Annotated in this window: 20 protein-coding genes and 1 pseudogene; 14 read left to right on the plus strand and 7 right to left on the minus strand. The window is 72.7% G+C overall.

Annotated elements, in window-relative coordinates; genetic code table 11:
- The first annotated feature begins 78 nt into the window (after positions 1-78).
- The 7 genes and pseudogenes from J7E94_RS04435 (at position 79) to J7E94_RS34160 (ending at position 5455) form a co-directional block, all read left to right on the plus strand.
- The gene (locus J7E94_RS04435) at positions 79-1038 is read left to right on the plus strand and encodes a GlxA family transcriptional regulator (RefSeq protein WP_215012454.1); all 960 of its coding nucleotides are present in this window, start codon (positions 79-81) and stop codon (positions 1036-1038) included.
- Positions 1039-1156: 118 nt separating this feature from the next.
- Complete coding sequence (gap, locus tag J7E94_RS04440; protein WP_215012456.1) at positions 1157-2155, plus strand: type I glyceraldehyde-3-phosphate dehydrogenase; 999 nt, start codon at positions 1157-1159, stop codon at positions 2153-2155.
- A gap of 1168 nt (positions 2156-3323) precedes the next feature.
- The gene (locus J7E94_RS04445) at positions 3324-3608 is read left to right on the plus strand and encodes an FAD binding domain-containing protein (RefSeq protein ID WP_251056109.1); all 285 of its coding nucleotides are present in this window, start codon (positions 3324-3326) and stop codon (positions 3606-3608) included.
- A gap of 21 nt (positions 3609-3629) precedes the next feature.
- Positions 3630-3839 (plus strand): annotated as a pseudogene (locus J7E94_RS04450) (hypothetical protein); the annotation flags it as partial.
- A 139-nt stretch (positions 3840-3978) separates the two neighbouring features.
- On the plus strand, positions 3979-4482 hold the full coding sequence (locus tag J7E94_RS04455; RefSeq protein ID WP_215012460.1) for a nucleoside deaminase: 504 nt from the start codon (positions 3979-3981) through the stop codon (positions 4480-4482).
- A 244-nt stretch (positions 4483-4726) separates the two neighbouring features.
- Positions 4727-4975, plus strand: a complete 249-nt coding sequence (locus J7E94_RS34155) for an esterase-like activity of phytase family protein (RefSeq protein ID WP_251056110.1) — start codon at positions 4727-4729, stop codon at positions 4973-4975.
- A 24-nt stretch (positions 4976-4999) separates the two neighbouring features.
- A complete protein-coding gene (locus tag J7E94_RS34160; RefSeq protein ID WP_374224393.1) occupies positions 5000-5455 on the plus strand; it encodes an esterase-like activity of phytase family protein in 456 nt (151 codons plus the stop codon).
- 98 nt (positions 5456-5553) lie between these two features.
- Here J7E94_RS34160 and J7E94_RS04465 read toward each other — a convergent pair whose 3' ends face one another.
- Both J7E94_RS04465 and J7E94_RS04470 read right to left on the minus strand, forming a co-directional pair.
- Positions 5554-7086: an amino acid permease gene (locus J7E94_RS04465; RefSeq protein ID WP_215012462.1), complete on the minus strand. Its 1533-nt coding sequence runs from the start codon at positions 7084-7086 to the stop codon at positions 5554-5556.
- Positions 7087-7137: 51 nt separating this feature from the next.
- Positions 7138-8118: a hypothetical protein gene (locus J7E94_RS04470; protein ID WP_215012464.1), complete on the minus strand. Its 981-nt coding sequence runs from the start codon at positions 8116-8118 to the stop codon at positions 7138-7140.
- A gap of 271 nt (positions 8119-8389) precedes the next feature.
- On the opposite strand from J7E94_RS04470, the gene J7E94_RS04475 reads away from it, so the two are divergent.
- The 3 genes from J7E94_RS04475 to J7E94_RS04485 are packed head-to-tail and all read left to right on the plus strand — an operon-like array spanning position 8390 to position 12422.
- The gene (locus J7E94_RS04475; protein WP_215012465.1) at positions 8390-9832 is read left to right on the plus strand and encodes an FGGY family carbohydrate kinase; all 1443 of its coding nucleotides are present in this window, start codon (positions 8390-8392) and stop codon (positions 9830-9832) included.
- A complete protein-coding gene (locus J7E94_RS04480; RefSeq protein WP_215012468.1) occupies positions 9829-11226 on the plus strand; it encodes an FAD-dependent oxidoreductase in 1398 nt (465 codons plus the stop codon). The genes J7E94_RS04475 and J7E94_RS04480 overlap by 4 nt, the downstream gene beginning before the upstream one ends.
- Before the next feature lie 14 nt (positions 11227-11240).
- The gene (locus J7E94_RS04485; protein ID WP_251056136.1) at positions 11241-12422 is read left to right on the plus strand and encodes an FAD-dependent oxidoreductase; all 1182 of its coding nucleotides are present in this window, start codon (positions 11241-11243) and stop codon (positions 12420-12422) included.
- A 24-nt stretch (positions 12423-12446) separates the two neighbouring features.
- Here J7E94_RS04485 and J7E94_RS04490 read toward each other — a convergent pair whose 3' ends face one another.
- Positions 12447-12770 carry a hypothetical protein gene (locus J7E94_RS04490; protein ID WP_215012472.1) on the minus strand — a complete coding sequence of 108 codons (324 nt, stop codon included), beginning with the start codon at positions 12768-12770 and terminating at the stop codon, positions 12447-12449.
- A gap of 199 nt (positions 12771-12969) precedes the next feature.
- Here J7E94_RS04490 and J7E94_RS04495 point away from each other — a divergent pair, with 199 nt between their 5' ends.
- From J7E94_RS04495 to J7E94_RS04505, 3 genes are read left to right on the plus strand one after another with little or no spacing between them, the layout of a single operon-like run.
- Positions 12970-14370: a solute carrier family 23 protein gene (locus J7E94_RS04495; protein WP_308344539.1), complete on the plus strand. Its 1401-nt coding sequence runs from the start codon at positions 12970-12972 to the stop codon at positions 14368-14370.
- Positions 14367-15755 (plus strand): amidohydrolase family protein, encoded by a 1389-nt coding sequence (locus J7E94_RS04500; RefSeq protein WP_215012474.1) that lies wholly within the window; start codon positions 14367-14369, stop codon positions 15753-15755. Before J7E94_RS04495 ends, J7E94_RS04500 begins: the two co-directional genes overlap by 4 nt.
- Positions 15752-16462: a sulfite exporter TauE/SafE family protein gene (locus J7E94_RS04505; protein ID WP_215012477.1), complete on the plus strand. Its 711-nt coding sequence runs from the start codon at positions 15752-15754 to the stop codon at positions 16460-16462. The genes J7E94_RS04500 and J7E94_RS04505 overlap by 4 nt, the downstream gene beginning before the upstream one ends.
- A gap of 89 nt (positions 16463-16551) precedes the next feature.
- On the opposite strand, the gene J7E94_RS04510 is transcribed toward J7E94_RS04505, so the two are convergent.
- The 3 genes from J7E94_RS04510 to galT all read right to left on the minus strand — a co-directional run bounded on the left by J7E94_RS04510 (position 16552) and on the right by galT (position 20041).
- Entirely contained in the window at positions 16552-17595 is a 1044-nt protein-coding gene (locus tag J7E94_RS04510) for a substrate-binding domain-containing protein (protein WP_215012479.1), read from the minus strand.
- 209 nt (positions 17596-17804) lie between these two features.
- Complete coding sequence (galK, locus tag J7E94_RS04515; RefSeq protein WP_215012481.1) at positions 17805-18995, minus strand: galactokinase; 1191 nt, start codon at positions 18993-18995, stop codon at positions 17805-17807.
- Positions 18992-20041, minus strand: a complete 1050-nt coding sequence (gene galT / locus J7E94_RS04520; RefSeq protein WP_215012483.1) for a galactose-1-phosphate uridylyltransferase — start codon at positions 20039-20041, stop codon at positions 18992-18994. Before galT ends, galK begins: the two co-directional genes overlap by 4 nt.
- Positions 20042-20169: 128 nt before the next feature.
- On the opposite strand from galT, the gene J7E94_RS04525 reads away from it, so the two are divergent.
- Positions 20170-21036, plus strand: a complete 867-nt coding sequence (locus J7E94_RS04525; protein ID WP_215012484.1) for a DeoR/GlpR family DNA-binding transcription regulator — start codon at positions 20170-20172, stop codon at positions 21034-21036.
- Positions 21037-21078: 42 nt separating this feature from the next.
- Here the strand turns inward: J7E94_RS04525 and polX are convergent, their stop codons facing one another.
- Positions 21079-22806 carry a DNA polymerase/3'-5' exonuclease PolX gene (gene polX / locus J7E94_RS04530; RefSeq protein ID WP_215012485.1) on the minus strand — a complete coding sequence of 576 codons (1728 nt, stop codon included), beginning with the start codon at positions 22804-22806 and terminating at the stop codon, positions 21079-21081.
- Positions 22807-22916 lie beyond the last annotated feature (110 nt).

A 22916-nucleotide genomic window follows, 5' to 3' on the forward strand; every position in this document is an offset into this window, starting at 1 on the left:
GCCGGCGGGCCGGACACCAGCCGGACCCGAACGGACCGTCCCCTCCCCCGGGACCCGGCCCCGCGTACCCTCGTCCCCGTGCCGCCGCCCTCCCGCCTCCACCGCGTCGCCGTCCTCGTCCTCCAGGGCGCGAAGCCCCTCGACGTCGGTATCCCCGCCCAGGTGTTCACGACCCGAGCGAGCATGCCGTACGAGGTGCGGATGTGCGGCGCGGCTCCCGGCCTCGTGACCGGGGGTGACGGCCTGTCGTACCACGTGACCCACGGGCTCGACGCGCTCGCGTGGGCCGACATCGTCTTCATCCCCGGCTACCGTTTCCCCGACCGCGACGATCCGCCGCGGGCCGTCATCGACGCCCTCATCGCCGCCCACGACCGGGGCGCCCGGCTCGCCGCCATCTCGACGGGCGCGTTCGCGCTGGCCGCCACGGGCCTGCTCGACGGCAGGCGCGCCACGACCCACTGGCACTACGCGCGCGCCCTCGCGGCGCGGCATCCGCTCGTCCGGCTCGACGAGAACGTCCTGTTCGTCGACGAGGGCCGGGTGCTGACGTCGGCCGGCGCCGCCTCGGGCATCGACCTGTGCCTGCACATCCTGCGTGGCGACCTCGGCGTGGCCGCCGCGAACCACGCGGCCCGGCGCCTGGTCGCGGCCCCCTACCGCAGCGGCGGCCAGGCGCAGTACGTGCCGCGCAGTGTGCCCGAGCCGCTCGGGGAGCGGTTCGCCGCCACGCGGGAGTGGGCGCTGCGCCGGCTCGGTGAGCCGCTCACCCTCAAGGCACTCGCCCAGCACGCGGGGGTCTCGCCGCGCACGTTCTCGCGGCGCTTCGCCGAGGACACCGGGTACACGCCCATGCAGTGGGTCATGCGCGCCCGGATCGACGTGGCCCGCGAACTGCTCGAACGTTCGCAGCGCAGTGTCGAGCAGATCGCCACCGACGTCGGTCTCGGCACCGGCGCGAACCTGCGGTCGCACTTCCAGCGCATCCTCGGCACCACGCCGAGTGAGTACCGGCGCACCTTCACCCAGGGGGAGTAGCCGGAATGACCCGCCCGCCACGGCACTGGCGAGATCCTTGCGAACCGTGGCGGTCGCGCCGCTGTCGCGCGCGGACACCCGAGGGGCAGCCTGATGACGAACGAAAGGGAGATCGCTCATGACTCGCATTGCCATCAACGGGTTCGGCCGCATCGGGCGCAACGTGCTGCGCGCCCTCCTCGAACGCGACAGCGACCTGGAGGTCGTCGCCGTCAACGACCTCACCGAGCCCGCCACCCTGGCGCGGCTGCTCGCCTACGACACCACGGCCGGCCGGCTCGGCCGGCCGGTCACCGTCGAGGGGAACACCCTCGTCGTCGACGGCCGCCGCATCACGGTACTCGCCGAGCGGGAACCGGAACAGCTGCCGTGGGCCGAGCTCGGCGTCGACATCGTGCTCGAGGCGACCGGCCGCTTCACCTCCGCCGAAGCCGCCCGCGCCCATGTCAAGGCGGGCGCGCATAAGGTGCTCGTCAGCGCGCCGTCCGACGGCGCCGACGTGACGCTCGCGTACGGGGTCAACACCGGCGCCTACGACCCGGCCCGGCACACGATCGTCTCGAACGCCTCGTGCACGACCAACGCGCTCGCCCCCCTGGCCGCCGTACTCGACGAGCTCGCGGGCATCGAGCACGGCTTCATGACCACGGTGCACGCTTACACGCAGGAGCAGAACCTGCAGGACGGCCCGCACCGGGACCCCCGTCGCGCCCGCGCCGCCGCCGTCAACATCGTGCCGACCACGACGGGCGCCGCCAAGGCGATCGGCCTCGTGCTGCCGAACCTGGACGGCAGGCTGTCGGGCGACTCGATCCGCGTGCCGGTCCCGGTGGGTTCGATCGTCGAGCTCAACACCACCGTCGCCCTCGACGTGTCGCGCGAGGATGTCCTGGAGGCCTACCGCGCCGCGGCGCGGGGACCGCTGGCCGGTGTACTGGAGTACTCCGACGAGCCGCTCGTGTCCTGCGACATCACGGGCAACCCCGCCTCGTCGATCTTCGACTCGGCCCTGACCCGCGTCGACGGCCGCCACATCAAGGTGGTCGCCTGGTACGACAACGAGTGGGGTTTCTCGAACCGCGTGATCGACACGCTCACGCTGCTCGCCGCAGGCTGACTCCCCGGCCACGGCGGCTCAGAGCAGCCGCCGTGGCCTTCTGGATATCGCCGGTTTCATCGACAACCAGCACTGCACCGTCCGCGCCGAGCCGCTCGACGACGCAGCCGCGCGCACATCGCCGCCGACCGCATCGGCGGCTCCCTTGCGCGGCAGTCCGACAGCGGCTCGGGGCCTCAACTCCATTGCCGGGAAGCCCAATTTGGCTTGGCCGAAGTGGCCGGCGGTCCGGGCCGCCGCCCCCGACGCCAACCAGCTGATCCGCGATGTGTACACCGAGACCGGCCCGTTCTGGCCGACTCGGCCTGCCGCCGGCCGTCTCCGACAGCTACGCCGGCCTTTCGTAGGCTCCTACAAGATCCGACTGCCGGATCACTGGAGTTGAACTCCACTTCAACTGACGGCAATTGGCGCCGCACTTGCCGGACCGGACGGGCCGGACAAGTCGGTCGCCGCTGCGGACGAAACAGTGCCGGCTGTCGATGAAACCGGCGATATCAAGAAGGGCAGCACCAGGGTCGGCGGGCAGCGCCGGTACACCTTCATGCCCGCGCAGGGGGAAGACGAGGCCGGCCACGGCCGATCAGCCGACCGGAGGAGTCCCCGGCGTTCGCCACCGAGCCGGACCTGCAGAGCCGCGATGTCGACTACGTACCGGCCATTGCCCGCTGCCCACCCGACTCACCACTGACGCCGGCCGTCCCTGATCGACCTGGCCCGACCCGGACGCGATGTCCGTCGGTCATCACTCGCCGCAGCCAACACACAGCGAACTGCCCTTCTGCTCCTGTCACCCACCCAGCCGTGCCGCCAGGCCCATCCTGGTGCCGAATGGCCGGCCTCACCTGAGGCGGCTGGTGGAGGAGGCCTTTCAAGCCGGCAAGAGGCCCCGCCGGACCGGGCCGGCACCAAGTCCCCCGCTGCCGCTCGGGCTCCGCCGGCGCACCCTGACCATGCCCGCGCACCGCTTCCTCGCCACCCCCGACTCGCCGAGCCGACTGCCATCCCCACCCGCGCCAACTCAAACCGCTGACCTGCAAGTTGTAGAAGTCTACGAAGAGCCGGGTCCAGCCTGCAGGTGTCTTCATGTCTTCCTCCCCTGGCTGACTTCACTCCATTGGCTGTGTACTCCTCGTAACTCCTCACAAAGGTTGCGAAGAAGCAAGGAATGAGTGCCGTGGACTTACTCCGACCCTCCACATGGGCGGATGCGCTGGAATTTGGGGCCCGGCATCCGGACGCGAGTCCGATCACGGGCGGTACCGACGTGATGACCGAGATCAATACCGGTCACCGTCGGCCGAGCACTCTGCTCGACCTCACCCGGGTCGACGAGCGCAACCGGGCCACTCTCGGCGGCACCATGGTCACGACGTCCCCCGTCTGCAACGGGTACCCACCGTTGGTCTCCTCCGGCGCCGAGATGGACCTCGACAGACTGGAGGCTTCCTGATGACCAACCAGACTTCTCCCGCTCCCCACCATTCTCGACACGCCGCCCATGAGGGTGGACGTGATCGAAAGGGCTGACCCGAACTCGCCCTACGGCGTCCGTGGTGTCGGCGAACCGCCCACCATCTCCGCCACCCCGGCGATCGTGAACGCCATCCGCAATGCGACGGGGTCGAACCTGACCCACACACCGGTCGCACCGGAGCACATTGCCGGCGCCCATCCGCGCTGATCTCCCCGGGTGTCGCCTACCGAGCCGATCTCAAGGCGGCACCCGCGGGGGTCACCTGCCGCCCCCGGGTGCGGTGCCCCGCACGGGCAGAGCATCCGGGGAACCTACCGTCTCCGAAAGAAGCGACCAAGGAGTGACCGTGACTGTGCACACCCAAGAAACGAGCATCCAGGAACTCGAGCGCGCCTGGATGGACGAGGTGATCAGATTGGCCACCAACAGCGTGCTGAACGGCGGCGGTCCGTTCGGCGCCCTGGTCGCGAAGGACGGCGAGATCGTCGCGATCGGGAACAACCAGGTCACCGCGACCCTGGACCCGACGGCGCACGCCGAGGTGAGCGCGATCCGTGCCGCCTGCAAGCAGCTGAACACCTTCTCGCTCAAGGGCTGCGTCCTGATCACCTCGTGCGAGCCGTGTCCCATGTGCCTTTCCTCCGCACTGTGGTCACGAGTCGACCGGATCGTGTACGCCGCCGATCGCGACGATGCCGCGGTGGCCGGTTTCGACGACCGCAAGTTCTACGACCTGTTCGAGAAGAAGCCCGAGTCGATGTGGCCGACGCGGATCACGCGGCTGGACCTGCCGAACCGTACGGCGCCGTTCGACGCGTGGCTGGCCAAGTCGGACCGCATCGACTACTGAAAACGCGACTTCTGAAAACCCGGTTCACCGCGCACCGGTGCATCGAGTGGCCTCTTCAGAGTGGCTGCTGATCGGGTGAGGGTGGGCAGGCCGTGACAGGCGAGGCCCTCGGACTGTTGAGCGAGATGTCTGACGTCTCCCCTCAGGCCGGGGGCCTCGTCGATGTGCTCCGGCCCGCGCGATGGACGCGATCACACGGATGGGTGACTGCGCTCGTGGCACGAGTCGGTCCATGATCGCGACCATGAAAGCTTCCATGATCCTTCGAGCTTGCGCCACGGCTCTGGTGTGGGCGGCGACGCTCGCTCCCGCGGTGGCCGCCCAGCCCGGCGACACCACCGAGCCGTCCCGGGTCGGGGCGGGTGCACGGTTGCTCGGTGAGAGGACCGTGCCGCACAAGCTGGACTTCCGGGGCACCACCGTCGGCGGGCTCTCCGGCATCGACCGGGATCCGTGCACCGGCGAATACGCCCTGATCAGCGACGACCGGTGACCCGGCCTGGAGCACGGCGCACTGATCCGCCTCACCCAGCAGAACCGACTCGGCGGCGTACTCGGGCAGTTCGCGTACCCCCTCGAGAAGATCTTCACCACGCCCGACCCGTCCAGCCCGTGGCCTCCGGACACCGGCGTGCCCTCGATCCTCGCCTTCCCCGAGGACCCCACCCGCTACCTGGTGCTCGAGCGCACCTGGGTGGCCGGCGCCGGCTACAAGATCCACGTCTACGAGGCCACCACGCGCGGCGCCACCGATGTGCGCGACGTGGACTCCCTTGCCGGAGCAGACGTCGTGCCGATGCGCAAGAAGCTGATCGCGGACTTCCACGACCTGGGGCTGTCGGCTGTGCAGAACACCGAGGGCATGACATGGGGTCCTCTCCTGCCCACGGGCGAGCGGACCCTGATCCTGGTCAGTGACGACAACTTCGCCGACGACGAGGCAACCCAGATCGTCGCGCTCGCCGTCGGCTGAGAGCCCGTTCGGGAGGGGTCCGCCGGAGCCCAGGGCACGGCACCCCTCACGGCGGGGCCGCCCTCGGGCCGCGGCGGTTGCGGGGACGCCAGGAGTGCTCAGATGATGCCTTCGGCGATCTCCGCCTGCTCCCGGGCGTTCCCGTATGCCGACGGGGTGCCGTACGAGCGCCGGGCGACGTACCACCAGACGCTGGCGAGGGCCAGTACCACCGCCAGGGCGATCACCGCGTAGTTCATCGAGTCGATGGTGACCGGGGACTTCTGGGGCAGGCAGAACAGGACGGTGACGATCGCGACCCAGACGACGGCGGTCCAGCCGATCGGCTTGCTCCAGCGGCCCAGGCTCCACGGGCCGGGCTGGAACCGGTTCCCGGCGCGCAGGCGCAGGTAGATCGGGATGGCGTAGGCCGGTGTGATGCCGATGACGTTGATGGCGGTCACGGCCCCGTAGGCGGTGGCGGAGTAGAGCGACGGCAGCGCCAGCACGCCGGCGGCGGCGACCGAGAGCCATACGGCCGGGACCGGTGTCTGCGTACGGCTGCTGACCTTGCGCCACAGCGCGGAGCCCGGGAGCGCGTTGTCGCGGCTGAAGGCGAAGACCATCCGGCTCGCGGCGGCGACCTCGGCGTTGCCGCAGAAGAGCTGCGCGACGATGACGACGAGGAGCAGGGCGGTGGCGCCGCCGGAGCCCAGGGCGTCGAGGAAGATCTGGGCCGGTGGCACACCGGTGGCGCTGCCCTGGACGGCCGCGTAGTCCTGGATGGCGAAGGTGAGGCCCGCGAGCAGCGCGAAGCCGGCGATCCAGGACACCCAGATGGCCCGGACGATGCCCTTGGCGGCGGATACGGAGGCGTTCGAGGTCTCCTCGGAGAGGTGCGCGGAGGCGTCGTACCCGGAGAAGGTGTACTGGGCGAGCAGCAGACCGACCGCGGCCACGTAGAACGGGTTGGCCCAGCCGGTGTCGTTGACGAACTCGGTGAAGACGAACGAGGCCGGCTGGTGGTGGTCGGGGACGAAGGCCAGGGCGCCGACGATCACGGCGACACCGGTCAGGTGCCACCAGACGCTGATGGAGTTGAGCACGCTGACGAGGCGGACGCCGAAGAGGTTGAGCGCGGCGTGCAGCAGCAGGATGCCCAGGAAGATCAGGAACGTCGATCCGGGCGTGGGCACGAAGCCGAACTGGAGGTTGAGGAAGGCGCCGGTGAACAGGGCGGCGCCGTAGTCGATTCCGGCGATGGCACCGAGCAGGCCGAGCAGGTTCAGCCAGCCCGTGTACCAGCCCCAGCGGCGTCCGCCGAGCCGGTCGGCCATGTAGTAGAGCGCCCCGGAGGTGGGATAGGCGCTGGTCACCTCGGCCAGGGCGAGGCCCACGCAGAGCACGAAGAAGCCGACGCCGACCCAGCCCCACAGCATCACGGCCGGGCCTCCGGAGCCCATGCCGAAGCCGTACAGGGTCATGCAGCCGGAGAGGACGGATATGACCGAGAAGCTGATGGCGAAGTTGCCGAAGCCGCCCATCCGGCGGGCGAGGACGGGCTGGTAGCCGAGTTCTCTGAGCCGTTCCTCCTCGTCCTGTTGGGGTGGGGCCTTGTGGTCCTGGCGAGCTTGCGGTGCGGTGCGGGACATGCGGTTACCTCCGGGGGTGGTGGGGCGGTGGGTGCCTCAGGGGAAGGGACGTCAGTTCCGGCCGGACATGCTGCGGGACATGGCCTGCAGGAACACTTCCTCGGCCAGGGTCCGGTCGGCCGGGTCGCGGGTCCGGTGGGCCCACGGCAGGGTGGTCCAGTACCGGCCGATCGCGTCGAAGACCCGGGCCGCCTCGTCGAACCGGTGGGCTCCCCACAGGGCATGGGCGAGGTGGTTCAGGTCGAGCGGGGAGGCGAGCCGCGGGTCGGCGTAGCGGAACCAGGTGTCGAGGGCGTGGGTGGCGTCGCGGAGGGCGTCCTCGGCGACCCAGTGCAGGTCGAGGGCCCTCTCCTGGCCGTGTTCGCGGCGGTAGCGTTCGACCCGCACGTAGAGCGGCAGGACATGGACGGCGGACCCGGGCGGGGCGCAACCGACCGCCCACTGGGCGAAGTTGGCGGCCTCGGACAGCGGTCCGGACGTGCCCGCGTGCACGAACTGGAGCATGCGGTGGTACGCCTCGCGGTTGTACGGGTCCCGTTTGTCGGACTCCGCGAGGATGCCCCAGGGCCCGGGGGGCAGCATCCGGCCGGGCGGCGGGAGCCGGTGCCCGTCCATCTGACGGTGATCGTCGAGGAGGGCGAGGGCGAGCAGGCACACCCAGGGCACGGGGTCGGCGGGGCTGATGCCGGCGGTGTCCCGGCAGGCGTTCCATGCCTCCTGCCACAGCTCGCCGGTGCGGGGGTGTCCGGCGCGGTGGGCGCGGACGGCACGTTCGACGGTGACCCGCGTGTGCATCACGAGCGCGGCGACGCTGTCCGGTTCCTCGGTCCGCCATGCCTGGACCACGTCGGATCCGGCGGCGACCGCGGCGAGGACCTGGGTGCGCTGGGTCCACAGTCCCCAGCGGTCGGTGCGTTCGAGCAGCCGCGCCATCGACACCCAGCGGCCGGTGCGCAGGTCCTGGACGGCGACGCGCAACTCGTTGTCGTGGCCGGCGGGGTGGTAGACGGGCCGGAAGTCGCTGCCCGCCATCACCTCGTCCCGGTCGGCGTGCGGCCGGGACGGGCGCGTCGTGCGGTGGTCGTGGTCATCAGTCCCCCCGTTGATCGGCGATCACTATAGAGGGAGCGTAGGCGCGCCCCTCGAGATTCTTGTTCGAACGCAAGTAACCGGCCACAGAAGGCATATGACCTTCAGTCATCTGCATCCCGCCGACACCGGAGGATCTTGACGCGTGACCTCCGCTGGTGAAGGCTTCCCAGCGACGGTCAACCGTGCGGCACCTGGACGGGACGGAGTGGTGATGACGGGCCCGGTACTTGCCGTCGACCAAGGCACGTCGGGGACCAAGGCCCTCGTCGTCTGTCCGGTACGCGGGGTCATCGGCTCCGGTTCCGCGCCCGTACGGCCCCGGTACCTGCCGGGCGGCCGGGTGGAGGTCGACCCCCGCGAGCTGCTGAACTCGGTCGTCGACGCCGGTCGCGCCGCGCTGGCGGCGGCCGGCGAGCCGGTGGCGGCGGTGGGCCTGGCCAACCAGGGCGAGACCGTGCTCGCCTGGGACCCGGCGAGCGGTGAGCCGCTGACCGACGCGATCGTCTGGCAGGACCGGCGCGCCGAACAGCTCTGCGCCGAACTGGCCCCGCACGCCGCCTTTTTGCACGAGACGACCGGTCTGCCGCTCGACCCGTACTTCGCCGCGCCCAAGATGTCCTGGATACGCCGCCACCTGACCCGGCACGGCGTCGTGACCACCAGCGACGTGTGGCTGGTGCACCGTCTCACCGGTGCGTTCGTCACGGACGCGGCTACCGCCGGCCGCACCCAGCTGCTCGACCTCGACACCGTCGGCTGGTCGGACGCGGCGCTCGACGCCTTCGGCCTCACGGGCGAGCGGCTGCCGGAGATCGTCGACGGGGACGCCCGCGTCGGCACCACCAGCGCCTTCGGGCCCGAGCTGCCGCTGACGGGGCTGCTCGTCGACCAGCAGGCCGCGCTGCTCGCCCAGAGCGTCACCGAGCCCGGGGCCGCCAAGTGCACCTACGGCACAGGTGCGTTCCTGCTCGCACAGACCGGCCCGCTCCCCCGCCGCAGCGCCTCAGGACTGGCCGGCTGTGTGGCCTGGCGGCTCGCCGGACGAACCAGCTATTGCCTGGACGGGCAGGTGTACACGGCCGCGTCCGCCGTGCGCTGGCTCACCGAGCTCGGCGTGATCTCCGGCGCCGAGGACATCGACACCGTGGGCGGGAGCGTCCCGGACGCCGGCGGCGTCACCTTCGTCCCCGCGCTCGCCGGGCTCGCCGCCCCGTGGTGGCGGGGGGATCTGCGGGGCTCGGTCACCGGCCTCGGCCTCGACACCACGGCCGGCCACCTGGTGCGCGCCCTGTGCGACGGCATCGCCGCCCAGGTCGCGGAGCTGGCGGACGCCGTCGCCGCCGATCTGGGCACGCCGCTCGCCACCCTGCGCGTCGACGGCGGGCTGACCCGGTCCGCGCTGCTCATGCAGGCCCAGGCCGATCTGCTCCGGATACCCGTCGAGGTGTCGGCGCTGCCGGACGCCACCGCGCTCGGCGTCGGCGCGGTCGCCCGGCTCGGGCTCGACCCCTCGCTCACCGTCCACGAGGCCGTCCCGGACTGGAAGCCGTCCGCCGTCTACGAGCCGAGGGCGAGCGCCGGGCAGGCGGCGGAGCGCCGCGCACGGTTCCGGTCGGCGGTGTCCGCCCTCCTCGGCGACGACAGCCCGGCGTGAGCGTCACCACCGGCGGCGCCCTGCCCGGCGGGGAGTACGACGTGACGGTCGTCGGCGCCGGTGTGGTGGGCTCGGCGATCGCCCGCGAACTGGCCCGGCTGCCCCTGCGGACCGCCCTGGTCGACGCGTCCGACGATGTCGGCGACGGCACCTCCAAGGCCAACACGGCCATCCTGCACACCGGTTTCGACGCGGTGCCCGGCTCCCTGGAGGCCCGGCTCGTCCGGGAGGGACAGCGGCTGCTCAGCGCGTACGCCGCCGACAGCGGCATCCCGGTGGAACCGCTCGGGGCGCTCCTCGTGGCCTGGGACGAGGAGCAGCGGGCGGCGCTGCCGGGCCTCGCCGACAAGGCCGTGCGCAACGGCTACCGTGCGGCCCGGATCGTCCCGGCCGAGGAGGTGCGGGCCCGCGAGCCGGAGCTCGGGCCCGGGGCGCTGGGGGCGCTCGACGTGCCGGGCGAGTCCGTCATCTGTCCCTGGACGACCACACTCGCGTACGCGACGCAGGCGGTGCGCGGCGGCGTCGAACTGCACCTCAACTGCCGTGTGGAATCAGTCACTTCGGGCGACCCGTATACCCTGTCCACCGGCCGGGGGCCACTGCGCACCCGCCACCTGGTCAACGCGGCGGGCCTGTACGCCGACGAGATCGACCGGCTCCTCGGCCATGCGGACCTCACCGTGACGCCCCGGCGCGGCCAGCTGATCGTCTTCGACGAGCTCGCCCGGAGCCTGGTGCGGCACATCCTGCTGCCGGTGCCGGGCGCCCTCGGAAAGGGGGTGCTGGTGTCGCCGACGGTGTACGGGAACGTGATGCTCGGACCGACCGCCGAGGATCTGGACGACAAGACGGACACCGGATCGACCGCCGAGGGGCTCGCGCTGCTGCGGGAGAAGGGACGGCGCATCGTGCCGGCGCTTCTGGAGGAGGAGGTCACCGCCGTGTACGCCGGGCTGCGGGCCGCCGCCGGGCGCGAGGACTACGCGATCCGGGCCCACCCCGCGCAGCGCTACGTCACCGCGGGCGGGATCCGCTCGACCGGCCTGACCGCCTCGATGGCGATCGCCGCCCACGTGGTGGAGCTGCTCGCCGACGGCGGCCTGCCGGTGGCGGGCGCTCGGGAGTTGGAGCCGGTGCGGATGCCGAACCTGGGCGAGGCGTTCCCCCGGCCGTACCGCGACGCGGAGATGATCGCGGCGGATCCGGAGTACGGCAGGATCGTCTGCCACTGCGAGCGGGTGACCCGCCGGGAGATCCGCGACGCGCTCGCGGCGACCGTCCCGCCCGGTTCCCTGGACGGCCTGCGGCGGCGTACGCGCGCGGGGGGCGGCCGATGCCAGGGCTTCCACTGCGGGGCCGCCGTCCGCGCGCTGTTCGAGGAGGCCCGCCGGTGAACCGTACGAGCCGTATGGTCGACGTGCTGGTCATCGGCGCCGGCCCCGCCGGGCTGGCCCTGGCCGCCGGTCTCGCGGGGGCGGGCGCGGGGCGGGTCGAGGTCCTGGAGCGCGAGCGGGAGGCGGGCGGGGTGCCGCGCCACTGCCACCACGGCGGGTTCGGGGGGTTCGTGCGCCCCTGGCTGACGGGACCGGTGTACGCACGGCGGTCGACGGAGGCGGCGGTGGCGGCCGGCGCCGCGGTCCGTACCGGTGTCACCGCCACCGGCTGGGCCGGCCCGCTGTCCCTGGAGACCACGAGCCCGGCGGGCCTGGAGCGGATCACGGCCCGGGCCGTCGTCCTCGCCACGGGCGCCCGGGAGCGCCCGCGCAGCGCCCGGCTGGTGCCGGGCTCCCGTCCGGCGGGTGTGCTGACCACCGGGGAGCTGCAGCAGTCGGTCCACCTGTACGGGCAGGAGGTCGGCCGGCGTGCCGTGGTGGTGGGGGCCGAGCCGGTGGCCCGCCACGCGGTACGTACGCTGCGCCGGGCGGGGGCGGAGGTGGTGGCCGTGGTCACGGAGCGCCCCCGCGGCACCGTCCTGCCCGGGGTCGCGCTGCTCACGGCCACGACGGTGACCGAACTGCGCGGCCGGGGCCGCCTGTCGGGTGTGGCCGTCCGCCACCAGGACGGCCGGTCGGGGTGGCTCGCCTGCGACACGGTGGTCTTCACCGGCGACTGGATCCCCGACCACGAGCTGGCCCGCCGCGGCGGCATCACCCTGGACCCGGGCACGCGCGGTCCCGCCGTGGACGCGTGCTTCCGTACGTCGGCGCCGGGTGTCTTCGCGGTCGGCAACGCGCTCCACGGCATCGAACCCGCCGCCGCGGCGGCCTCGGAAGGCGCGGCCGCGGCGGCCGCGGTACGGGCGCAGCTGTCGGGCGCCCCGTGGCCGGACCCCGGCCCGCGGCTGCTCGTCCGGCCCCCGCTGGTGTGGGTGGCACCGAACCGGATCACGGGAACGGCTGGGCGGCCCTTGCTCCTGCGCTCCGGGGAACCCCTGACCGCCCCGGTGGTGACGGCCCACCAGGACGGTCGGCTTCTGTGGCGCCGACGGCTCCCGGGCCGGGTGTCACCGTCCCGGTCGCTGCGTCTGCCGCCGGGGTGGACGGCCCGGGTCGACCGGGCAGGCGGTCCGGTGGTACTGGGCATCGCCTGACGTCATCCGCCACCGCGTCGCCGGTCATACGGGGACCTCGCCGTTCCAGGCCTCGGGCTTCACGAGCACCGGGTCCACGACGGAGCGTGCACCGCACGCGTAGGCGAGCCGGCGCAGGTGCTCCCAGGCGAAGAAGGCCTCACCCCAGGTGTCCGCCCACAGCCGCAGCTCGCCGTCGCCCGCGGGGGACCGGGTCAGGTCCCACCGGGCCCACCCCCGGACCTCCGGGTCGGGATCGAAGCGTGAGAGCCAGTTCTGCCGGTCCCAGGGCGCGCCGCCCGTCCGCGCGGTGTACCCGTCCCGCCCCGCGGCGGCGAAGGGCTCCGCGCAGCCGCCGCCCCGGCACACGCCCGCACACCATGCGAGGAAACCCTTCGCATGTCTCCACCTCCGCCGGCTTCCGGCTACGCGACGTCTTGACGCTGGGCCGCTGCCCTCGGATACTGGCGGCCAAATCGATTTGGCCAAATCGATTTGGCTCACCGTCCAGGGCCGGATCGCGGCTGAAGAACCCGAGCGTGCAGCACCGCCCGAACGGAGCTCGAACGTGTCAAGTCCCCGCCAGACCCTGCCCGGTGCCGAGCACCCGGCTCCCCCTGCCTCGCCCGCGCCCGCCACGCCCCACCCCGTCGACGAATCCCGGCCCCTGGGCCGGATCCTGCTCTTCGGCGTCCAGCACGTCCTCGTCATGGCCGCCACCCCCATCTCGGCGATCTTCCTGATGAGCGCCACCCTCCACCTCAGCCCCGGCCTCACCGTCAACCTGCTTTCCGCGGCCTTCGTGCTCTCCGGAGTCGGATCCCTGATCCAGTCGCTCGGCCCGTGGAAGTTCGGGCCGCGGTTGCCTTTCGTGATGCTGCCGGGGGGCGCGCCCCTCATCCTGTTCCTCGCCATCGCCGAACAGCACGGCCTGCCCACGGCCACCGGCGCGGTGCTCCTCACCGCCGCCTTCACCTTCGTCGTACTGCCCGTCTTCTCCAGGCTGCTCGCCTTCTTCCCGGCCCTCGTCATCGGCACGATGATCGTCATCGTGGGCGTCAACCTGGTGAAGGTCGGCGCGGTCCTCGTCACCGGGCGCCCCGGCCAACCCGGCTTCGCCGACCCCGCCAACCTCGGGCTCGGCCTGGCCACCATCGGCTTCACCGTCGCCTTCTACCTACTCTCCAGCGGCATCCTGCGCCAGCTCGCGGTCATGCTCGGGCTTCTCGCCGGCACCGCTCTCGCCGCGTTCCTCGGCGCCGTCGACCTCGGCCGCGCCACCGACGGCGGCCTGCTCACCGTGCCGCAGCTGATGCCGTTCGGCTCACCCCAGTTCAACCTGGTCGCCGCGCTGCCCCTGATGCTCTACAGCCTCGCCTCCATGGCGGAGGCGACCGGCCAGACCGTCATCAACGCCGAAGCCGTCGGCAAGGAGATCGACACGCGCACCGCCGTCCCCAAGACCGTCCGCGGCGACGCGCTCACCTCGCTCTTCGGCGGGTTCTTCGGACTGCCTCTCATGGTCACCAGCGGCGAGAACATCGGTATCGTCCGCGTCACCGGCGTGCGCAGCCGGTTCGTGACCGCCGCGGCCGGGCTCGTCCTGATCGTCATCGGGTTCCTCGCGCCCGTGACCCGGGCGATCAGCGTCATTCCCGCCGCGGTCGTCGGCGGCACCGCGATGGTCGTCTTCGCCGTGATCACCGTCCTCGGCGTGCAGATGCTGGGGCGTTCCGACCTCGACAAGCACACGAGCACCTTCATCTGCGCGGTCGCGCTCGCGCTCGGCCTGCTGCCGATCCTGGTCCCCGGCGTGTACGGCGGCTTCCCACCGAACGTCCGCATCCTCCTCGAAAGCGGCGTCGCCGTCGGCGCGACCGTCGCCGCGGTCCTCAACATCCTCTTCCACCACGTCAGGCCGGGCATCACCGCCCGCCTGGCCACCGCCCGTACGGAAAGCAACCGATGAACCAGCTCACCCCCGACCTACTGGACACCTCAGGGCCTTTGCTCCTGCTGCCGGACGCCGTCCTGCTGCCCGAAGGCCCCGCCGACGGCCACGCGGTCGTCGTCGCCGACGGCTCCTTCCGCGCCGTGGGACCCGCCGGGGAGCTGGTGCGCGAGCATCCGCACCTCGACCCCGTACGACTGCCCGGCCACCTCCTGATGCCCGGATTCGTCGACTCCCACCACCACCTCACGCAGAGCTTCGGTTCCGCGCTCGCCTTCGGGGAGCCCTCGGAGATCTTCCGCAGGGTGTGGGTGCCGCTGGAGGGCGCGCTGGACGAGGAATCGGCCTACGTGGCCGCCAAGCTGGCCGCGTACGAAGCCTTGCGCGGCGGTTTCACCACCGTCGCCGATGCCGGCACCCGCGCCGGTGTCGACGTCGAGGTGGTCGCGTCCGCCGCCCGCGACGCCGGCATCCGGTGCGTGCTGGGACTGGTCTGCAACGACGCCGAGAACGGCGATCCCTCCGTCCTGGACAACGCCGAGAAGCATCTCGCGCGCTACGCGGACGACCCGCTGGTCCACCCCTCCCTCGCCGTCTCCGTCCCCGAGGCAGCCACCGAGCAGACGCTACGGGGCACGGCCCGCCTCGCCGCAGAGGCCGGAGCCGTCGTACAGATCCACGTCAACGAGCACCTGGCCGGTGTCGAGCGCTCGCTCGTACGCCATGGGCTGCGCCCCCTGGAGCACCTGCACGCGATCGGCGCACTCGGCCCCCAACTCCTCGCCGCGCACGCCACCCTCCTCACGCCCCGCGAGATCACCCTGCTCGCCGACACCGGGACGGCCGTCAGCTACAACCCCGTCGCCAGCGCCTGGAAGGGCAACGCCGTCGCGCCGGCCACCGCCCTGGCCGAACGCGGCGTCCGCTTCGGTCTCGGCACGGACGGCACCAGGGGCGACGGGTTCCGGCTCGCCGAGGCGGCCGAGTTCGCCCAGCGGATCGCCTACGGGCTGGCCACCGGCGACTCGTCGTGCGGCGCCGGCTGGACCTGGCTGGAGCACGCCACGCGCGGCGGCGCCGACGCCGTCGGCCTCGGCGCGCGGACCGGCACGATCGCCGAGGGCCTGGCCGCCGACTTCCTCCTCGTCGACGTCACCAACCCCGAGCTCGCGCTGTCCTGGGACCTGCCCTGGGAGCTGGTGCGGCGCGGCAACCGCGACCAGCTCACCGCCGTGTTCGTCGCGGGCCGCATGCGCCTGTGGTGCGGCCGCCCCGTCGACTGGGACGGCCCCGCGCTCGTGCGGCAGGCGGCCGGCCTGGCCCGGGCCACCGTGGGAAGGGCCGCCATCACCCGCGTACACCCCACCTCCACGCAGGCACGGGAACGGAGCACCGCACGGTGACCCCGCTGATCCTGGTGGTGCTCGCCGTCACGGTGACCGCCGCCGCGTTCGTACAGGGCAGCAGCGGACTCGGCTTCGCCCTGATCGTCGCCCCGGTCGCGGGCATCCTCGATCCCGGCCTGGTGCCGGTGTTCGTCCTGGCGGCGATGATCCCCCTCAACGTGTACGTCGCCTGGCGCGAAAGGGCCTCACTCGATGTGCGCGGCGCAGGCTGGATCACCGCCGCGCGGCTCGCCGCGACGCCCGGCGGTCTGGCCCTGCTCTGGCTGATCCCGGACCGGCACCTCGGCCTGTTCGTCGGCCTCGCCACCGTGTTGGCGGCCGTCGTGAGCCTGGCCGCGCCCGCGTTCACGCCCGGCCGCGCCGCCTATGTGGGCGCGGGCCTGGTGACCGGCCTGACGGAGACCGCCACGGGGGTGGGCGGACCACCGCTGGCGCTGGTCTACCAGCACCGGCCGCCCGCCGAACTGCGTTCTACCGTTGCCGCGTGCTTCCTCGTCGGTGAAGTCGCTTCGCTGCTGCTGCTGTTCGCGACGGGGAAGGGGAATCCCGCGGACCTCGGGTGGGCGCTCGCGCTGGTGCCCGCGATCGCCGCGGGGGCGTGGCTGAGCCGCTTGGTGCACCACCGGCTGGACGCGCGGCGGATGCGTCTGTTCGTGCTGGTCTTCGCCTTGGTCTCGGGGCTGGTGCTCATGATCGGGCTCTGACCGTCCCCCCATGAACCGGGGCGGCGCGTCCCTGCCGCGTTGCCCCGCCGCCCCGCCGCCGGAACCGGAACCGGACCCGGCGGCGGGGCTCACGGCGCGGCCGCGCCCCGCAGGGAGGAGGCACGGGCGATCACCCGCGGCTCCGGAGCCGTCGCCACCCTCGTGCCGGTGACGTCACCGCGCAGCCGGCCCAGCAGCAGGTCCACCGCGTCGGCCGCCGCCCGGTCCAGGCGCAGGTCGACAGCGGTCAGCGGCGGCTCGCAGGTACGGGCGCGCAGACCGTCGTACCGGGTGACGACCATGACGTCGTCCGGGACCGAGCGCCCGCTGTCCCGGACCGCTCGCACCGCGCCCACCGCGAAGGCGTCCACCAGCGCGCAGACCGCGTCGATGCCGGGGTGTTGGGCGAGCAGGGCCGCGCAGCCCTCGTATCCGGCCTCTTCGCCGCCCGCCTCGGGCGCCGTCGCCACGATCGGCTCCCAGCCGTACGTCTCGGCGGCCCGCACGAAGGCGGCGCGCGCGTCGACCGACGAGTGCCGTGAACCGGATCCGATGAAGAGGGCCGGCTGCCGGGCGCCCTGCTCGTGCAGGTGGGCGAGCAACAGCTCGGCCACGAGCCCTCCGTGCAGATCGACGTACGACGCGTCCTCGTCCGGCGACACGGGCCTGCCGAGTGCCACGTAGGGCAGGCCGCGCTCCTTCAGTACGGCCACCGCCGCGTCGTCCACGTCGGGCTCCACGACGATGGCCCCGTCGATGTCGACGGAGTACAGGGCGGACCCGGACATCACAGGCGGCACGAGCACCAGCGCGTAGTCGTGTATGAGGGCGCTCTCGGCGGCAGCGGCGGCGACCTCCATGTAGAACCCCAGCCGGGACGGCCCTCCGGCCACCGCGAAGGGCATGGACGAGGCCAGCGCGATCGCCCGGGCCTGCCCGCGCCGCAGCCGCTGGGCCCGCAGGTTGGGCCGGTAGCCGAGCTCGCCGGCGACCTGCTTGATGCGCTCCCGGGTCCGGGGGTCGACCTTGCCGATCCCGTTGAGGGCGTGCGACACCGTCGTGCGCGACACCCCGGCGACCCGCGCGACATCGGCGATCGTCGGCGGCCTCGGGCCGGAACCGGAAGTGGGCATCTGCGGGGTCGCTCCCTCGTGCTGACGGTGACTGGTACTGGTGACTACTCCATCATCACAGCTTGCGGCAGAGCGGGGTGGTGAGCAGCCGGTTCCAGTGGGTGGCGCGCCGGTCGCCTCCGCCGAGGATGCCGCAAGCGCGGCCCGCCGTTCCGGAGTTGAGGACCGCCCAGGTGCCGTGTCCCTCCTCCGCCGCGCTCCCGCCCCGGCTACCGCGTTCCGAGGCGGCGGGCCCCGGCGGCGGGGGCGGCGTCGAGGATGCGCGGGGGGCGGTGGCCGGCCGTGCTGAAGGCGGTCGTGACGGACCCGCCCACCGCGCTCTCCCGCCCGGCCTCCACCAGCGCGATGACCGAGCCGCCGAAGCCGCCGCCGGTCATCCGGGCGCCGAGTGCCCCGGCACGCAGCGCGGCGGTCACGGCGAGGTCGGTCTCCGGGCAGGAGACGCGGTAGTCGTCGCGGAGCGAGGCGTGCCCGGCGGTGAGGATCGGGCCGAGGGCCGCGACCTTGCCCTCCAGCAGCCGGTCGACGGCTTCCGCGACCCGGGCGTTCTCGGTCGCGACGTGACGGACCAGGGGGGCGAGTTCCGCGGGCAGGGTGTCCAGCGCCCGCGGGAGTTCCCCGGCGGGCAGGTCGCGCAGGGCGGGCAGGCCGAGCAGCGCCGCCGCGCGTTCGCAGCCGGCGCGCAGGGCGGCGTACGCTCCGTCGCCGAGGTCGTGGGTGACCCGGGTGTCGATCACCAGCAGCCGCAGCCCCTGGCCGTGCAGGTCGAAGGGCACCTGCCGGTGGCGCTCCGGGGTACGGGCGTCGAGATGGAGGGCGGCCTCGGCGGTGCAGCAGACGGACGCCATCTGATCCATGATCCCGCAGGGGACGCCGACGAAGGCGTTCTCCGCGCGCTGCGCGATCCGGGCCAGTTCGGGCCGGGGCAGCCGCAGCCCGTACAGCTCGTCGTACGCGACGGCGACCGCGCACTCCAGCGCGGCGGAGGAGGAGAGGCCGGCTCCGGTGGGCACCGTGCTGTCGAAGTGGAGGTCCGCACCCGCGCCGACCGGGTGTCCCGCCTCGGCGAGGGCCCAGACCACGCCGACCGGGTAGCCGGCCCAGCCGGGCACCGCGCCGGGGGCCAGCGCGGCCGGCGCCAGGTCGATGACCCGGCCGTCACCCTGCGCGCTGTGCAGCCGCAGCCGCCCGTCCGTGCGGGGGCGGGCGGCGAGCAGGGTGGTCTGCGGGAGGGCGATCGGGAGGGCGAAACCGTCGTTGTAGTCGGTGTGCTCGCCGATCAGGTTGACCCGGCCCGGTGCCGCCCAGACCCCGTCGGGGGAGCCTCCGAAGAGCTTCCGGAAGGTGTCCGCGACCCGGTCGGCCCGGAGGTCGTCGTCCCACTGAACGGTCCGGCTCACGCCAGGGCCTCCCGAAGTCGCCGCGCGGCCGCCTCGGGGGCCACGTCGTTGATGAATGCTTCCGTCCCGGATTCCGTCCCGGCGAGGAACTTCAGCTTGTCCGGGGTCCGGCGGACCGTGAACAGTTCCAGGTGCAGGGCCAGTTCCGCGCCCTGGGTACGGGGCGCCTGGTGCCAGGCAGAAATGTACGGCGCGGGAGCCGCCTGCCCCGGCTGCCCCGGCAGGGGGAAGAGCCGGTCGAACCGGCGCAGCAGGTCCAGGTAGATGCCCGGGAACTCGGCCCGCTCCGCCTCGGTGAGGCAGGTCAGGTCGGGGACGCGGCGGTGCGGGTAGAGGTGGACCTCGTACGGCCAGCGGGCGGCGTAGGGAACGAAGGCGGTCCAGTGCTCGCCGGCCGTCACCACCCGCTCGGTAGCGGCGCGGGCGCCTGCCAGCAGGTCCTCGAAGAGGTTGCGTCCGGTGGCGGCGCGGTGGGCGGCCGCGGCGGCCGCCATCTTGGCGGTGCGCGGCGTGACGAAGGGGAAGGCGTAGATCTGGCCGTGCGGGTGGGCGAGCGTCACCCCGATTTCGGCCCCGCGGTTCTCGAAGCAGTACACCTGCTCCACGCCCGCCGGCGCGGAGAGCTCGGCGGTGCGGTCGGTCCACGCGTCCAGGACCAGGCGGGCGGCGGCCGGGGTGAGGTCGGCGAACCGGGCCTCGTGCTCCGGGGTGAAGCACACGACCTCGCAGCGTCCGGCCTCGCCCGCGAGGGAGGGGAAGCGGTTCTCGAAGACCGCCACCTCGTAGTCGGCGGCGGGGATTTCACTCAGCCGGCCGTCCCGGGAGGGGCAGAGGGGGCACTCACCGGCGGGCGGGTGGTAGGTGCGGCCCTGCCGGTGGGAGGCGATCGTGATCCAGTCACCGGTCGCCTCGTCCCGCCGCAGTTCCGGCCGGCTGTGCACGCGGTCGAGCGGGCGCAGGTCCGGCGCATCGCGTACGGCGCCTTCGCCGGAGTCGAAGTAGATCAGTTCGCGGCCGTCCGCGAGTTTCGCGAGGGTCTTCTTCACCCGCCAAGAATAAACATTTTCAAACATCATCCACCAGGGCCCGGGGCAAGTTTTCCTCAAACCCCAACAACACTGCCGTGCTACCTTGCGACCTCCTGACCGAATCCGCCGACCCCTGGGAGTGACCCGTGGCCGAGCAGGCTGCCCAACTTGCCCACCAGCGACGCGCGCTCATCCTGGACGCGGTCCGGCGCGACGGCGCGGTACGGGTGGCGGACCTGGTCGGCCGGCTCGGTGTCTCGGACATGACCATCCGCCGGGACCTGGACGCCCTCGCCCGGCGCGGCCTCGTGGAGAAGGTCTACGGCGGGGCCGTTGTTCCGGCCGGGGCCAGCGGGCACGAGCCCGGATTCGACGCCAAGGCCGATCTGGAGGGCGACGCCAAGGCCGCCATCGCGGACACGGCCGCCGCGCTGGTGGAACCGGGCAGCGTGGTCGCGGTCTCGGGCGGCACCACCGCGCACGCGGTCGCCGCCCGGCTGCTCGACGTCCCGCGGCTCACGATCGTCACCAACTCCCTTCCGGTGGCGGAGCTGGTACGGGCTGCTGCCGGCCGCGACGGCGGGGCCGGGGCCGGGGCCCCCACGCTGCTGCTCACCGGCGGCTCCCCCACCCCCTCGGCCGCGCTGGTCGGCCCGCTCGCCGACCTGGTGATCGGTTCCCTCCACGTGGACCTGCTCGTCCTCGGCGCACACGGAGTGGCGGAAGGCGCCGGGCTGACCACCCCCAACCTCATGGAGGCCCAGACCAACCGGGCCCTGGTCGCCTCGGCACGGCGGGTGGCCGTCGTGGCCGACCACAGCAAGTGGGGGGTGGTCGGGCTCAGCGGTTTCGCCGCGCTCGACCAGGCCGACTGGTTCGTGACCGACGCGGGCATGCCCGCCGCCGCCCGCGCCGTCCTCGCGGAGTCGGTCGGCGAACTCCTCGTCGCGGGCGAAGAACCGGGCGAAGAACCGGGCGAAGAGCCGGGCCACGCTCCGGACCGGGAGCACTGAGCGCGCGCAACCGGCCCGCCGGCGCCCGCTCGCCGACCGCCGTCAGCTGCCCTTGCTGCCCAGGAACCGTCGCAGCTTCGTCAGCGGCCACGTGTTGATGACGTCGTCCTTGGTCAGCCAGCCGCGCTGCGCCGTCCCCACCCCGTAGCGCATGTACGGCAGATGCGTGGTGGCATGCGCGTCGGAATTCACCGCGAACTTCACGCCGTACCGTTTCGCGCTCAGGATGTCCTCGTCGCCCAGGTCGAGCCGCTCGGGGTGTGCGTTGATCTCCAGGGCGGTCCCCGTCCGCGCGCACGCCGCGAAGACCGCGTCGAAGTCGGCGTCGATGCCCGGGCGCTTGCCGATCCGGCGGGTCGTGGGATGGCCGATGACGGCCACGTTCGGGTTCTCGCAGGCGCGGATGAGACGGCGGGTGAGTTCCTGCCTGCTCTGGTCGAAGTGGGAGTGGATGGAGGCCACGCAGATGTCGAAGTCCGCGAGGAACTCGTCGGGCCAGTCCAGCGCGCCGTCCGGGCCGATGTTGAGTTCCGTGCCGTGCAGCAGCCGCATCCGGTGGTACGTGCCGTCCAGGGCGCGTACGCGCTCGCGCTGGGCGAGGATCTTCTCGCTGGTCATGCGCTGCATGTACAGGTTCGGGGCGTGGTCGGTGACCGCGTAGTACGCGTAGCCGCGGGCGGCAGCGGCGGCGATCATCTCCTCCAGCGGGGCCAGCCCGTCGGTGAGGTCGGTGTGGGTGTGCAGATCGCCGCGGATGTCCTTCTCCGTCAGGAGGTCGGGGAGTTCGCCGCGCAGCCCGGCCGCGATCTCGCCGCGGTCCTCGCGCAGCGTCGGCGGTATCCAGGGCAGTCCGAGCCTGGCGTAGATCTCCTCCTCGGTCGCGGAGGTGACGGTCTCCCCGCTCTCGGTGTCGAAGAGCCCGTACTCGGAGAGCTTGAGGCCCTGGCGTACCGCGAGTGCGCGCGTGCGGATGTTGTGCGCCTTGGAGCCGGTGAAGTACTGCAGCCCGGCGCCCCAGGAGTCGGGGGGCAGCACCCGTAGGTCCACCTGGAGACCCGTGGCGGTCCGTACGGACGTCTTCTTCTCCCCCCGCGCGATGACCTCGGCCGTGGAGGGGAGGGAGGTGAGGGCCTCCATGAACGGAGCCGAGCGGCGCGCCGCCACCAGGATGTCGACGTCGCCGATGGTCTCCTTCATCCGGCGCAGGGAGCCCGCGTACGTGCAGCGGACGCATCCGGGGACGTCCGACAGCTCGGCGACGAGCTGCTCGGCGATGTCCATGGCCGCGCCGACGAGGATCCGGCCCTCGCCGGCCTTCTGCAGCACCGCGATGCCGTGCAGGATCTTGTCCTCCGTCCGCTCGCCGAAACCCTTCAGATCGCGCAGCCGCTCCTGGTGGATGGCGTCGAGCAGCTGGTCGACGGAGGCGATGCCCAGCTCCTCGTAGAGGACCATGGCCTTGCGCGGCCCCAGTCCCGGAATCGTGACCAGCTCGCGCACGCCGGCCGGCACGAACGTCCTGGCCTCCTCGATGACGGACATACGGCCGGTCCGCAGGTACTCGACGATCTTGTCGGCGACCGACTTGCCGACGTGGGGGATCTCGCACAGGCCCTTGGCGCCGAGCGTCGAGACGTCCTGCGGGTAGCCCCCGACGGCACGAGCGGCCTTCTCGTAGGCGCGCGCCTTGAAGGCCTCCCCGCCCCGGATCGCGATGAGGTCCGCGTACTCCTGGAGCAGCGCCTCGACCTGGTCGTTGGCTCGGACCATGCCTCCAGGGTGCCGCGCGCGGGCCCGGCAGGCACGCCGGGCGGCTGCCTCGCGGGCCCCGCATGACCTGCGGGAAACCGCCTAGTGCTGCCGGGAAGGTTTGCCGGGGC

The sequence above is a fragment of the Streptomyces sp. ISL-94 genome, from assembly GCF_018614075.1.
Taxonomy (GTDB): domain Bacteria; phylum Actinomycetota; class Actinomycetes; order Streptomycetales; family Streptomycetaceae; genus Streptomyces.

Coding starts and splice junctions, on each gene's coding strand:
- J7E94_RS34155 (WP_251056110.1), top strand. CDS start 4,727: ATGAAAGCTTCCATGATCCTTCGAGCTTGCGCCACGGCTCTGGTGTGG.
- gap (WP_215012456.1), top strand. CDS start 1,157: ATGACTCGCATTGCCATCAACGGGTTCGGCCGCATCGGGCGCAACGTG.
- J7E94_RS04470 (WP_215012464.1), bottom strand. CDS start 8,118: ATGGCGGGCAGCGACTTCCGGCCCGTCTACCACCCCGCCGGCCACGAC.
- J7E94_RS04445 (WP_251056109.1), top strand. CDS start 3,324: ATGAGTGCCGTGGACTTACTCCGACCCTCCACATGGGCGGATGCGCTG.
- J7E94_RS04510 (WP_215012479.1), bottom strand. CDS start 17,595: ATGCCCACTTCCGGTTCCGGCCCGAGGCCGCCGACGATCGCCGATGTC.
- J7E94_RS04485 (WP_251056136.1), top strand. CDS start 11,241: ATGGTCGACGTGCTGGTCATCGGCGCCGGCCCCGCCGGGCTGGCCCTG.
- polX (WP_215012485.1), bottom strand. CDS start 22,806: ATGGTCCGAGCCAACGACCAGGTCGAGGCGCTGCTCCAGGAGTACGCG.
- J7E94_RS04465 (WP_215012462.1), bottom strand. CDS start 7,086: ATGTCCCGCACCGCACCGCAAGCTCGCCAGGACCACAAGGCCCCACCC.
- J7E94_RS04475 (WP_215012465.1), top strand. CDS start 8,390: ATGACGGGCCCGGTACTTGCCGTCGACCAAGGCACGTCGGGGACCAAG.
- J7E94_RS04500 (WP_215012474.1), top strand. CDS start 14,367: ATGAACCAGCTCACCCCCGACCTACTGGACACCTCAGGGCCTTTGCTC.